Raw genomic sequence first — 12,660 nt, forward strand, 5'->3', positions numbered from 1 at the left:
CTACCGACCCCACCACGTGGCGCAGTCCGCCTCTCGCTCAGCGTGAAACGGATCACCCATTAGAGGGAACCCTCAGCCGAAAGCCGTTTCGGTGAGCCAGGCCGTGTCGAACTCGCCCGCGGCGACGATGACGGCGGGGCCGGTCATGTCGATCTGCCCGTCGGGGTGTTCGGTGATGACGAGGGTGCCGCCGGGGAGGTCGACGGTGTACGTGACGGGCTCGCCGGTGACGGCCGGGTCGGCGCCGTCGCGGCGGATGGCCGCCACGGCGACGGCGCAGGCGCCGGTGCCGCAGGAGCGGGTCTCGCCCGAGCCGCGCTCGTGGACGCGCATGGCGACGTGCCGGGGGCCGCGGTCGACGACGAACTCCACGTTGACGCCGGTCGGGTAGACCTCGGCCGGGCTGAACGGGGGCGGGTCGAGCAGCTTTCCGGCGTGGTCGAGGCTGTCGACGAACGCGACGGCGTGCGGGTTCCCCATGTTGACGTTGCGGGCGGGCCAGGCGCGCTCGCCGACGCTGACGGTGACCTGCTCCTCGGGGAGGACCGCGCGGCCCATGGAGACCGTCACGTCGCCGCTCTTGTCGAGGTGCACGCGCTTGACGCCGCCGCGGGTGGCGACGGCGAGGTCGCCGGGCTCGACGTGGCCGGCGTACTGGAGGTATCGGGCGAAGACGCGGACGCCGTTGCCGCACATCTCGGCGACGGAGCCGTCGCTGTTGCGGTAGTCCATGAACCACTCGGCCTCGTCGGCCATGTGCGTCGCCTCGGGGTGCGCGGCGGACCGGACGACGTGCAGCACCCCGTCCGCGCCGATGCCGGCGCGCCGGTCGCACAGCTTCGCGACGGCGGTCGCGGGCAGCTCGACGGCGTTGTCCGGGTCCGGGACGATCACGAAGTCGTTCTCGGTGCCGTGGCCCTTGAGGAAGGAGAGGCTCGTCTGCGTCACGCGCCCATGGTACCGAGCGGGGCGTTCGGGCAGGTCGGCGGCACCGGCGCGAGCCGCGGCCGAGGCCGCGGCCGGCGGCTACCGCAGCCGCGCGACCCGGTACACGGCCAGCGCCACGACGGCCAGCGCGACCAGGGCGTACAGCCCGGCCATGCGCCAGTCGGGGCGGCGGCCGCTGCCGCGGGCCGGGAGCCCGGGCCAGGTGTATCCGACGCGGCGGGCGGCCATCATCCCCCAGCCGCCGGCGCAGCAGCAGATGAGGAAGCCGAGCATGGCGACCACGGCTCCGCCGTCGCCGAACTCGAAGGCGAGCGGGAAGGCGAACATCAGGGAGCCGGCCGCGGCCAGCATCACGATCGGCGCGATCTGCCAGATGCGCAGGCGGCGCTGCGGGCGCAGCTCGACCTCGAACTCGGGACCGGCGGCCGCCTCCGCCTCGGCGGTGTCCGGTGCGTCCGGGCCGTCGGGGGTCAGCCGTGCGGGATCCGCGGGCAGGCCGAGGGCCGCGGGCTCGGCGACCGCGGGATCACCGTCCCAGAGGTCCGCGTCCTGCCTCGTGCCGTCCTGCCCGGTGTCGCGAGGGCCGGCCTCCATCGCCACGCGCCCTCCCCACTCGGACTTCGTACGCCGTTGTTCACCGCCGGTGACCGCACCCGCGGAATTTGATGATGGCACGGCTCAGGGCCCCGGACGGGCACGAGGGGCGTCCCGATGCCATCACGTGATCAGGCTGTGACCGCTCGTTCGACCAACGACTGCGCGAGTCCGACGAGTTCCCCCCGGTCCGCGACGGCCCCGCTGAGCCAGTGCACACGGGGGTCCCTGCGGAACCAGGAGTCCTGGCGGCGGGCGAACCGCTTGGTGGCCCGTACGGTCTCGGCCCTGGCCTCGTCCTCGGTGCACTCGCCGGCGAGGGCGGCGAGCACCTGCTGGTAGCCGAGCGCCCTGGAAGCGGTGATTCCGTCGCGCAGGCCCCGGGCCTCCAGCGTGCGGACCTCGTCGACGAGCCCGGCCTCCCACATCCGGTCCACGCGCAGCGCGATCCGCTCGTCGAGCTCCGGCCGGGCCACGTCCACGCCGATCTGCACGGTGTCGTAGACCGAGTCGTGGCCGGGCAGGTTCGCGGTGAACGGCTTCCCGGTGATCTCGATGACCTCCAGGGCCCGGACGATGCGGCGGCCGTTGCTGGGCAGGATCGCCTGGGCGGCGGCCGGGTCGGCGGCGGCGAGGCGGGCGTGCAGGGCGCCGGGGCCGCGCAGCGTGACCTCGGCCTCCAGCCGGGCCCGGACCTCGGGGTCGGTGCCGGGGAACTCCATGGCGTCGAGGGCGCCGCGGACGTACAGGCCCGATCCGCCGACGAGGACCGGCGTACGGCCCTGGGCGAGGAGCCTGTCGATCTCTGCGCGGGCCAGGCGCTGGTACTCGGCGACGCTCGCGGTCTCGGTCACGTCCCAGATGTCGAGGAGGTGGTGCGGCACTCCGCCGCGCTCCTCGGTCGTCAGCTTGGCGGTGCCGATGTCCATCCCCCGGTACAGCTGCATGGAGTCGGCGTTGACGACTTCGCCGTCGAAACGGCGGGCGAGGGCTACGCCCAGATCGGACTTTCCGGCCGCGGTGGGACCGACGACGGCGATGACCCGCGGAGCGGGGGCTGCGTTGCTCACCGCCCCAGTCTCGCAAACGCCGCGGCATGTACCCGATCGAGTTACGTGACGGGGTGGTGTCGGGGTCGTTGCCCTGGCGAGGTTCCGCCGGGCGCACGCCGGGCGGAGGCCGGGCCGCACACGGCGGAACTTCACCCGCACGAGTAACGTTATGGGAGTAGACATGGGCGTTTTTAGTCGGTTTCGCCGCAAGGCCGCGGAAGCGAGCACGGAGGAAGCCGCCGCCGCGGCCCTGACGACGGAGTCCGAGGACGCGGTCGACGGGAACGAGGCGGAGACCGCGGCCGGAGCCGCGTCGACGGCTGGGTCGGAGAGCGCCGCGCCGGAGGGCGTGGAGATCCCGAAGCAGCAGTCGGCGGAGAAGGCCGCGGACAGCGAGGCCGGCGAAGGCGCCCGTACGTAGCTACCGCCACTGGAAGGTGACCCATGGGCCTGCTGGACACGCTGAAGGCCAAGCTCGCACCGGCGAAGGAAAAGGTCGGCGACCTCGCGCAGCAGCACGAGGGGAAGATCGGCCAGAATCTCGACAAGATGGCCAAGGCCGTGGACTCCAGGACCAAGGGCAAGTACCACGGTCACATCGAGACCGGCACGAGCAAGGCGAAGGACGCCCTGGGCAAGATCGCTCACAAGGACGCCCCCGGCGGGCCGACGCCGCCGACGCCGTCGGCGCCGTCCGCCTGAGGCGGTCGACGGAAGGGGCGCGGGTTCAGCGGAACCCGCGCCCCTTCCTCGTTGCCGGCGGCGCCTCGGCGGTGTCCCTTCCGGTCAGGACCAGGCGGCGACGAAGTAGCCGACCCCGTACGGGGCGTCCTCGTACAGCAGCCGCCCGTCGAGGCCCGCGCCCTCGGCCGCACCGGCCAGCACCTGCCAGGGCGCCCGCCCGGCGGCCTTGAGCTCGTACGCGAGCTCGGCGTCGAGGGCGCGGAGCGCGGCCACGTCGGCCGCTGCGAGCGCGCGGGCCGCGGCGGCGTCGAAGGCGGCGGCGCGGTCGTCGAGGTAGCCGGGGGCCTTCAGGGTGCGGCAGGCGCTGCCGTCACCCATGACGAGGAGCGCGACGCGCTCCTCTCGGGCCGCGAGCCCCCGGCCGGCCTCCAGGCACCGCTCGGCTTCGAGGGGCTCCCCGACGCCGAGCCCCTCGACGGGAGCGGCGCCCCAGCGGGCGTGCCGGAGCAGCCAGGCGCCGACGGCCAGGGACGGCGGCAGCAGGCGCGGCCCCTCCTCGCCGTCCCCGAGCTGTACGTCGGTCTCGACCCCGAAGCCGCGGAAACCGCCGCGGGAGCCCTGGGGGTAGGGCCCGCGGTGGTCCTGGTCGGCGGCGCCGACGACGACCAGCAGGTCGGGGCGGGAGGCGGCGAGTACCGCGAGCGCGTCGGAGCAGGCGGTACGGGCGTCCGCGAGCTCGGGGGCGGCCCCTGCGGCGACCTCGGGCACGAGCAGGGGCGGGGCGGGGCACACGGCGGCGGCAACAAGCATGATCCGCACCCTAGCCCGCGCGGCCCCCGGCGGGGGCCCCGCGGGGCTGTCAGGAAGAGGCCGGCAGGGCGCAGCCCGAAGCGGGGGCCGACGGCAGCGGGGCCGGGACGCCCAGGGTCGGGATGCCCAGCATGACGCCCTGCGGCTGCGCGGGAGCCGCGTTGCGCTTCTCCCACGCGTCACCGGCGCGGGTGCGGCGCACGGACAGGGTCGGGCCCTCCGCCAGCAGGTGGTGCGGGGCCGCGTAGGTGATGTCCACGGTCACCACGTCACCGGGACGGACTTCGCCCTCCGGCTTCGTGAAGTGCACCAGGCGGTTGTCGGGCGCGCGCCCGGACAGCCGGTGCGTGGCGCCGTCCTTGCGGCCCTCGCCCTCGGCGACCATGACCTCCAGCGTCCGCCCGACCTGCTTCTTGTTCTCGTCCCAGGAGATCTCCTCCTGGAGGGCGACCAGCCGCATGTAGCGCTCCTGGACGACCTCCTTCGGGATCTGCCCCTCCATGTCCGCCGCCGGGGTCCCGGGGCGCTTGGAGTACTGGAAGGTGAAGGCGTTCGCGAAGCGGGCCTCGCGCACGGCGTGCATCGTCTGCTCGAAGTCCTCCTCCGTCTCACCGGGGAAGCCCACGATGATGTCGGTGGAGATCGCCGCGTGCGGGATGGCCGCGCGGACCTTCTCGATGATGCCGAGGAAGCGCTCCTGGCGGTACGAGCGGCGCATCGCGCGCAGGATGGTGTCCGATCCGGACTGCATCGGCATGTGCAGCTGCGGCATCACGTTCGGGGTCTCGGCCATCGCCGCGATCACGTCGTCCGTGAAGTCGCGCGGGTGCGGGGAGGTGAAGCGGACCCGCTCCAGGCCCTCGATCTGGCCGCAGGCGCGCAGCAGCTTGCTGAAGGCCTCGCGGTCGCCCAGGTCGGACCCGTACGCGTTCACGTTCTGCCCGAGCAGGGTGATCTCGGAAACGCCCTCGGCGACCAGCGCCTCCACCTCGGCGAGGATGTCGCCGGGCCGGCGGTCCTCCTCCTTGCCGCGCAAGGCCGGGACGATGCAGAAGGTGCACGTGTTGTTGCAGCCGACGGAGATCGAAACCCACGCGGCGTACGCGGACTCGCGCCGGGTCGGCAGCGTGGAGGGGAACGCCTCCAGCGACTCGGCGATCTCGACCTGCGCCTCTTCCTGGATGCGGGCGCGCTCCAGCAGGACGGGCAGCTTGCCGATGTTGTGGGTGCCGAAGACCACGTCGACCCAGGGGGCCCGCTTGACGATCGTGTCGCGGTCCTTCTGCGCGAGGCAGCCGCCGACGGCGATCTGCATGCCGGGGCGCTTGGTCTTCATCGGGGCGAGCCGGCCGAGGTTGCCGTACAGCTTGTTGTCGGCGTTCTCCCGTACGGCGCAGGTGTTGAACACCACGACGTCGGCGTCGCCGTCGCAGCCCTCGGGCGCCCGCGTGTAGCCCGCGCCCTCCAGCAGACCGGACAGCCGCTCGGAGTCGTGCACGTTCATCTGGCACCCGTAGGTGCGCACCTCGTATGTTCCCTTGACGTCCACTGCCGTGCTCCGGTCGCTGCTGCTGGTCATACGACAAGGGTAGGCGGTACCCGGAACCCCTCCGGCCCCCTCCCGCCGCGGGCCCGGCCGTGACAGCGGCCCCGCCCCGGTGGCAGGATCGCCGCATGGCTCACGTACCGCCCCGCATCCGCAGGCGCACCGCCCTGTGGGGGCTGGTGGCCGTACTGGCGGTGCTCGGGCTGCTCGCCTGGTGGCTGAGGCCCTTCGGGGAGCCGGAGCTCAAGGGCGGTCTGACCTTCAGCACGGGGGTCCGTACCGGCGTCTACCACCGCTACGGCCAGCTGCTGGAGCAGGCCCTGGCCCAGGACATGCCGGGCGTGAACGTGGCGCTGAAGCCCAGCGAGGGCTCGCAGGAGAACCTCCAGCGGGTGGCCACCGGGAAGGCCGACTTCACCATCGCCACCGCGGACGCGGTCTCCAAGTACCGGGCCGACGGGAAGCCGGGCGCGGAGCAGCTGCGCGGCGTGGCACGGCTGTACGACGACTACGTGCAACTGGTGGTGCCGGCCGGATCGAGCGTGCAGTCGGCACGGGACCTGAAGGGCAAGCGGGTCGCGATCGGCCAGCCCGGATCCGGCGTGCGCCTGATCTCGGAGCGGCTGCTGACGGCGGCCAAGCTGGATCCGGCGCGGGACATCACCCCGGTGTCGATAGGCATCGACACCATGCCCGCGGAGCTGCAGGCCGGCCGGATCGACGCGTTCTTCTGGTCCGGCGGCCTGCCGACGCAGGCGGTGCGCGAGCTGTCGGAGCGGTATGACATCCGGCTCGTGCAGCTCGGCGACCTGGTGGAGTCGCTCCAGGCGAGCGGGACCCCGGCGCGGTACTACCGGGCGGCGGTGATGCCGCAGGACGCCTACACCCGGGCCCGGAACACCTCGTCGGTGGCGACCTTGGCCGTGCCGAACCTGCTGGTCACCACCGAGGCGACGGACCCGGAGCTGACCGAGCGGTTCACGCGGACGGTGATCAGCAGCCGCGACCGGATCGGGCACGAGGTGCACGCCGCCCAGCTGGTGGACCTGCGTACGGCGATCTACACGGACCCGCTCGACCTGCACGAGGGCGCCCAGCGCTACTACCGCTCGGTCAAGCCCTAGGGAGCGTCCGCGAAGTCCCGCCCGCCCCGCGACGCCCGGCACGCGCTGGAAGGAAGGCCGGTCAGCCGCCCGGCAAGAGCATCACCGCTGCCGCGGCGGCCCCGATCAGCCCGGCGTGCGTCCCGAGGGCCGCCGGGACCACCCGCAGCCCGCTCACGAAGGACAGCGTGGCGTAGTCGGCCAGGTGCGCGCGGATCGGTGCGAACAGCGTGTCCCCCGACGTGGCGACGCCCCCGCCGATCACCGCGATGTCGGTCTCGACCAGTGTCGCGGTGGCCGCGATCGCCGCGGCCAGAGCCCGCCCCGCACGGTCGAAGGCGGCCACGGCGACGGGATGCCCGGCCTCCGCGGCCGCGGCCACGCCCGCCGCGGAGGCGTCCCCGTCCGGGTCCGCCGGGGTCCAGCCCTGGGCCAGGGCCCACCGGGCGATGGCGGTGCCGGAGGCGATGGACTCCACGCAGCCGCGGCTCCCGCAGACGCACGGCTCACCGTCGAAAGCCACGCTGATGTGGCCGATGTGGCCCGCGTTGCCCGTGGGGCCCGGGTGGAGCCGGTTGTTCAGGATCAGTCCTCCGCCGACCCCGGTGGAGACCACCATGCACAGGGCGTTCGCGTGCCCCCGGGCCGCACCCAGCCAGTGCTCGGCGGCGGTCATCGCCACGCCGTCACCGGCGAGCACGGTCGGCAGGGCAGCGCCGTGCCGGGCCAGTTCGGCCTCGACCCGGGCCTGGATCGGGAACTGCCGCCACGCCCCGATGTTCACCGGGCTCACCGTGCCGCGCGAGGTGTCCACGGGGCCCGCGCTGCCGATGCCGCAACGGACCGCCGACGGCCACAGCGGGGAACCCGCGAGCTCGGCGACGACCTCGGCGACGGCGGCGAAGACCGCGTCGCCGTCCGCGCCGCGCGGGGTCGGGCGGCGGGTGGTGGCCGTCATCGTGCCGTCGGGGTGCACCAGCGCGCCGGCGATCTTCGTACCGCCGATGTCGACGGCCACGGTGAGGCCGGCCGCCGGATCAAGGGCGGCGGTGGCATCGGCGCCGACAGCGGCCTGTGGTGCGGGCAGTGCGGAGGTGGGACTCGTCACGGAAGCGGCTCCAGGAAGGGGTCGGAATCAGTATGCGGCCGTCGGCGGGGCCGTACTCTCCCGGGGCTCCAGCCGCGGCCGCTCGCTCTCCCGGGCCCGGGGCGGGCTCCCGGCCAGTACGGCGAGCAGCTCCTCGGCGGCGAGCCGGCCGAACCCCGCCGTGTCGCGTACGAGCGCGGTGAGCCGGGGGTGGGTGACCCTGCACAGCGCCGAGTCGTCCCAGGCGACCATGGAGATGCGGCCGGGGACCGCGATGCCCAGCTCGGCGGCGACGGCGATGCCGGCGACCGCCATCACGTCGTTGTCGTAGACGAGCGCGGTCGGCGGCGCCGGCTCGGCGAGGACCCGGCGGGTGGCGGCCGCGCCCTCGGCGTCGGAGTAGTCGGTGACCACCGAGCGCACGTGCTCCGGGTCGAGCCCGCGCGCCCCGGCCTCGGCGCGCAGCGACGCGATGCGGCGGGCGGTGTGGGCGAGGCCGGGCAGTCCGGCGATGTGGGTGATCCGCCGGTGGCCCAGTCCGTACAGGTGCTCCACGACCCGGGCCATGGCCCGGGCGTCGTCGGCCCACACCGAGGACAGCTCCCCGCCCCCGCCCGTCCCGCCGATCAGCACGGCGGGCAGCCCGAGCCGCGCGAGGAGCTCCGGCCGCGGGTCGTCCGTACGCGGGTCCACGACGAGGACCCCGTCCACGCGCCGCTCGGCCCACCAGCGGCGGTACACGGCGCATTCGGCCTCGATGCCGTCCACGACCTGGAAGAGCAGCGCGACGCGGTCCGCGGCGAGCACCTCCTGGATGCCGGAGACCAGTTGGAGGAAGAAGGACTCGACGCCGAGGGTCTGCGCGGGGCGGGCGAGCACCAGCCCGACCGCTCCGGAGCGCTCCCCGGACAGGGCCCGCGCGGCGCTGTTGGGCTGCCAGCCGAGCTCTTCGGCGACCTCGCGGATCCGGGCGCGGGTGTCCTTGGAGACGCCAGGCCGGTCGTTGAGCGCGAAGGACACCGCGCTTTCGGACACCCCGGCCCGGCGGGCGATGTCCTTGATGGTGGGCCTGCGGGCCATGGCGTGCCTGCCTCTTCCTCCGGCCGTTTTCCGTCCACATTCCGGCGCCGGAACTAAACCGCATTAGTTCGATCAGCTTGAGCGGCCGAAACCCTTCTGTCAACGGGACTGAAGCGCTTAAGTACCGGTGCATGAGGCCCTGTTGACTTCCCTTCCGGCACCCGGCAGGTTGTCCGTCACCCGGCGGATTCCCGAGAACTCCAGGACGCCCTCATGCACGACGGAATCACTCCTCGTCCCCTCCGTTTCGGCGCCAACTACACCCCGTCCCGCGGCTGGTTCCACCACTGGCTCGACTTCGACCTCGACGAGGTCAGGGCCGACCTCGACTCCGTCGCCGCGCTCGGGCTGGACCACGTACGGGTCTTCCCGCTGTGGCCGGTGTTCCAGCCGAACCGGACCCTCATCCGGCCGCGCGCCGTCGAGCAGCTCGTCGCGCTCGCCGACGCGGCCGCCGAGCGCGGGCTCGACGTCGACGTGGACGGCCTGCAGGGGCACTTGTCGAGCTTCGACTTCCTGCCCGCGTGGACCCGGACCTGGCACCGGCGCAGCATCTTCACCGACCCGGACGTCGTCGCCGCGCAGGAGGAGTACCTGCGCACGCTGGCCGCCGCCCTCGCCGACCGCCCCAACTTCCTCGGCATGACCGTCGGCAACGAGATCAACCAGTTCTCCGACGCCCCCCATCCGGACCCGGACCGGATCACCCGGGAGCAGGCCGGGCGATGGCTGGAGCTGATGCTCGCCGCGTGCGAGGAGGGCGCGCCGGACCGGTTCCACGTGCACGCCGAGTACGACGCCGCCTGGTACCGGGACGGACACCCCTTCACCCCGGCCCAGGCCGCCCGGCTGGGCGCGGCCACGGCCGTGCACTCGTGGGTGTTCAACGGCACCGCGCAGCGCCACGGCCGCACCGCGGCGGCGACCGAGCACCACGCCGCCTACCTGGTCGAGCTGGCGAAGGCCTGGGCCCGTGACCCGCACCGGCCGGTGTGGCTCCAGGAGGTCGGGGCGCCCGCGCCGCTGATCCCGCCGGAGCACGCGGCGGCGTTCACCGAGGCGACGGTGGCGAACGTGCTGGACTGCCCGGACCTGTGGGGCGTGACCTGGTGGTGCTCGCACGACGTGTCCCGGGAGCTCGCGGACTTCCCGGAGCTGGAGTACGGGCTCGGTCTGCTCACCAACGACCGCGGGGTCAAGCCCTCCGGGGCCGTCGTCGCCCGGATCGCCGCGCAGTGGCGGGGCCGGGAGCACCGCCCGGCCGTGCGGTCCACCGCGCTGGCCGTGGAGGTCGGCGGGGCGGAGGCGGCGCCGGGTCGATCGGTGTGCGCCCCGGGCGGCGCCTTCTTCGAGGCTTGGGCCGCGCTCACGGCCCGGGGGGTCCGCCCCGCGGTGGTCCTGGCGGAGCTCGCCGAGGACACGGCCCATCTGTCGGCGCGCGGCATCACGGAGGTGCTGCGCGTGCCCGACGTCACCTGACCACCGGCAACCCGACCGCTCGTCCCCCGTCACCGAGGAGCCCCGCATGTCCGAGACCGACAACGGCGCCGACCCTCGCAACTCCCGCCCGTCACGCACCGCCGGCTCGTTGCGCACGCCGCCGTCGGCACCGCCGGCACCGCCGGCACCGCCCACCCGTCGCGGCGTCCTCGCCGCCGGGGCCGGAGCGGGGGCCGCCGCCCTGCTCGGCATCACCGGCGCCACCACCACGGCGAAAGCCGCGCAGGCCGCCGCGGCCCCGGCACCCGCCGCCCCGACGGCCCCCGCAGACCTGGCCCCGTACGCCTCCTACTGGTTCCCCGACTCGCTCCCCCACGGCGCCCCCGGCCCCGGCATCACCTGGCGCTCCCTCAAGCAGTGGACCCCCGAGTCCGATCAGGACCTCGCGTACAACACCGCGACCGTGCCCCTCGCGCCCCGCTTCACCCCCGTGCCCCCGAGCCCGGGGGCACGGGGCGGCCAGGCCCGGATCTCCTCGCTCGTCTCCTTCGGGCCCACCGCCCGGAACCCCTCGCAGGGCTCCGCCACCGCCGACCACTACGCGCTCACGCACTGGGCCTACCTCGACGAGCTGGTGTTCTGGGGCGGCTCCTCCGGCGAGGGCCTCGTGCTCGCCCCGAACGCGCCCGTCGTCGACGCCGCCCACCGCAACGGCGTCCCGGTGCTCGGCAACGTCTTCCTGCCGCCCGTCGCGTACGGCGGCGACCTCCAGTGGACCCGGGACCTCGTCCAGCGGGACCCGCTCGGCCGGTTCCCGATCGCCGAGAAGCTCGTACTGGTGGCGCGGACGTACGGGTTCGACGGCTGGTTCGTGAATGCCGAGACCGACGGCGGGGACAGCTCGCTCGCCGCCCGGATGCGGGAGTTCCTGCGCGCGCTGCGGACGGCCGGCGCCCCGTACGGTCTGCGGATCACCTGGTACGACGCCATGAACAGCACGGGCCGGGTCGGCTGGCAGGGCGCGCTCAACCAGCTCAACCAGGAGTTCTTCGAGGACCGGGCGGGCCGGGTCGCGGACTCGATGTTCGTCGACTTCCGCTGGACCGGGCAGACCCTGGCCTCCTCGGGAGCGCTCGCCGACCGGCTGGGCCGTTCCCGCCACGAGCTGTGGGCGGCGCTCGACGTGGAGTCGGGCGGCTGGGATTCCGGCGTCCGCTGGGACGCGATCATCCCGCGCGACCGCGCCCACGTCGTCAGTTTCGGCTTCTACCGGCCCGAGTGGACCCGCAACCACCTCACCGACCGCTCCCCCGGCGCCTTCCACCGCGCCGACGACCGGTTCTGGACGGGCGAGTCCCTGGACCCGGCCCACCCCGCGCCCGAGGGCACCTGGCGGGCGCCCGCCACCGCCGTCGCGGACCGGTCCACCGTCACCGCGCTGCCGTTCGCCTGCGCCTTCAACACCGGGCACGGGGAGCGCTGGTTCGAGGACGGCGAGGTCACGTCCGACACCCCGTGGAACCACCTCGGGCTCCAGGACCGGCTCCCGGGCCGCCGCTGGGCCGTCGAGACCTCCGGGGCGCGTCCGTCCGTCACGCTGGACTTCGCGAAGGCCTGGCGCGGCGGCTCCAGCCTCCTCGTCTCCGGCGGCCTGAGCGCCCCGGCCGTCGTCGGCCTGCACTGCACCCGGCTGCCCCTGACCGGCTCCGCGGCCTTGGAGCTGGTGCACGCCAGCGAGGCGGGCGCGGTCACGGTGGAGGTCGGCGTGGCCACGCGCGAGCCGGCCGCCCCGGGCGGGCCCGTCCCGTACACCTGGCTGAGGACGCGGGCGCCTGGCTCCGGCCAGGGCGCCTGGCGCACCTCCCGGATCGGGCTTTCGGCCCTGGCGGGCAAGACCGCGTACGGGCTCGCGATACGGATCACGGCGCAGGGGAACAGGGCCGTGTCCTGGCGGCTCGGCGCCCTGTCGGTACGCGACGACACCGCGCGGCGGCGCCCGGCGGCCCCGGGTGCGCTGACCGTCGACGCCTCGGCCCAGCAGGACGGCAAGGCCTCCGTCCGGCTGTCCTGGCGCCGGGCCGCCGGGCCGGTCCGGCACTACGAGCTGTACCGGCTGCTCCCGGACGGGACCCGCCGCTTCCTCGGCGGTACCTGCGGCACGGCCCTGTACCTCCCGGCCGTCACCCGGGCCGGCCGGGAGCCCGCTGCCGCGTTCGAGGTCCGGGCCGTGGACGAGCTGTACGCGGCCTCGGCCCCGGCGGGCACGAAGCTCCCCTGGGTCTGAACCCCAGCGCGCCGGATTCAGGCGCTCGGACG

Annotated in this window: 12 protein-coding genes; 5 read left to right on the forward strand and 7 right to left on the reverse strand. The window is 74.4% G+C overall.

Annotation, left to right across the window (positions count from 1 at the left end):
- Positions 1-72: 72 nt before the first annotated feature.
- From dapF to miaA, 3 genes are all read right to left on the reverse strand, one after another.
- Positions 73-948 (reverse strand): diaminopimelate epimerase, encoded by an 876-nt coding sequence (gene dapF, locus K7B10_RS12345; protein ID WP_229336147.1) that lies wholly within the window; start codon positions 946-948, stop codon positions 73-75.
- A gap of 78 nt (positions 949-1,026) precedes the next feature.
- Positions 1,027-1,542 carry a hypothetical protein gene (locus K7B10_RS12350; RefSeq protein WP_229336148.1) on the reverse strand — a complete coding sequence of 172 codons (516 nt, stop codon included), beginning with the start codon at positions 1,540-1,542 and terminating at the stop codon, positions 1,027-1,029.
- A gap of 131 nt (positions 1,543-1,673) precedes the next feature.
- A complete protein-coding gene (gene miaA / locus K7B10_RS12355; RefSeq protein WP_229336149.1) occupies positions 1,674-2,612 on the reverse strand; it encodes a tRNA (adenosine(37)-N6)-dimethylallyltransferase MiaA in 939 nt (312 codons plus the stop codon).
- Between the two features lie 163 nt (positions 2,613-2,775).
- Between miaA and K7B10_RS12360 the strand changes: the two genes are divergently transcribed.
- Entirely contained in the window at positions 2,776-3,015 is a 240-nt protein-coding gene (locus K7B10_RS12360) for a hypothetical protein (protein ID WP_229336150.1), read from the forward strand.
- 23 nt (positions 3,016-3,038) lie between these two features.
- Positions 3,039-3,296: an antitoxin gene (locus tag K7B10_RS12365; protein ID WP_229336151.1), complete on the forward strand. Its 258-nt coding sequence runs from the start codon at positions 3,039-3,041 to the stop codon at positions 3,294-3,296.
- Between the two features lie 84 nt (positions 3,297-3,380).
- Here K7B10_RS12365 and K7B10_RS12370 read toward each other — a convergent pair whose 3' ends face one another.
- Positions 3,381-4,088 carry a class III extradiol ring-cleavage dioxygenase family protein gene (locus K7B10_RS12370; RefSeq protein WP_229336152.1) on the reverse strand — a complete coding sequence of 236 codons (708 nt, stop codon included), beginning with the start codon at positions 4,086-4,088 and terminating at the stop codon, positions 3,381-3,383.
- Positions 4,089-4,137: 49 nt separating this feature from the next.
- On the reverse strand, positions 4,138-5,667 hold the full coding sequence (gene miaB / locus K7B10_RS12375; protein ID WP_229336153.1) for a tRNA (N6-isopentenyl adenosine(37)-C2)-methylthiotransferase MiaB: 1,530 nt from the start codon (positions 5,665-5,667) through the stop codon (positions 4,138-4,140).
- Between the two features lie 95 nt (positions 5,668-5,762).
- Here miaB and K7B10_RS12380 point away from each other — a divergent pair, with 95 nt between their 5' ends.
- A complete protein-coding gene (locus tag K7B10_RS12380; RefSeq protein WP_229336154.1) occupies positions 5,763-6,758 on the forward strand; it encodes a TAXI family TRAP transporter solute-binding subunit in 996 nt (331 codons plus the stop codon).
- A gap of 61 nt (positions 6,759-6,819) precedes the next feature.
- On the opposite strand, the gene K7B10_RS12385 is transcribed toward K7B10_RS12380, so the two are convergent.
- On the reverse strand, positions 6,820-7,755 hold the full coding sequence (locus K7B10_RS12385) for an ROK family protein (protein WP_229344965.1): 936 nt from the start codon (positions 7,753-7,755) through the stop codon (positions 6,820-6,822).
- Between the two features lie 117 nt (positions 7,756-7,872).
- On the reverse strand, positions 7,873-8,904 hold the full coding sequence (locus K7B10_RS12390) for a LacI family DNA-binding transcriptional regulator (RefSeq protein ID WP_229336155.1): 1,032 nt from the start codon (positions 8,902-8,904) through the stop codon (positions 7,873-7,875).
- Positions 8,905-9,117: 213 nt separating this feature from the next.
- Between K7B10_RS12390 and K7B10_RS12395 the strand changes: the two genes are divergently transcribed.
- Positions 9,118-10,383, forward strand: a complete 1,266-nt coding sequence (locus tag K7B10_RS12395) for a glycoside hydrolase 5 family protein (protein WP_229336156.1) — start codon at positions 9,118-9,120, stop codon at positions 10,381-10,383.
- Positions 10,384-10,429: 46 nt separating this feature from the next.
- The gene (locus K7B10_RS12400) at positions 10,430-12,628 is read left to right on the forward strand and encodes an endo-beta-N-acetylglucosaminidase (protein ID WP_229336157.1); all 2,199 of its coding nucleotides are present in this window, start codon (positions 10,430-10,432) and stop codon (positions 12,626-12,628) included.
- The last annotated feature ends 32 nt before the right edge of the window (positions 12,629-12,660 follow it).

The organism is Streptomyces flavotricini (genome assembly GCF_020639365.1).
Classification (GTDB): domain Bacteria; phylum Actinomycetota; class Actinomycetes; order Streptomycetales; family Streptomycetaceae; genus Streptomyces; species Streptomyces flavotricini.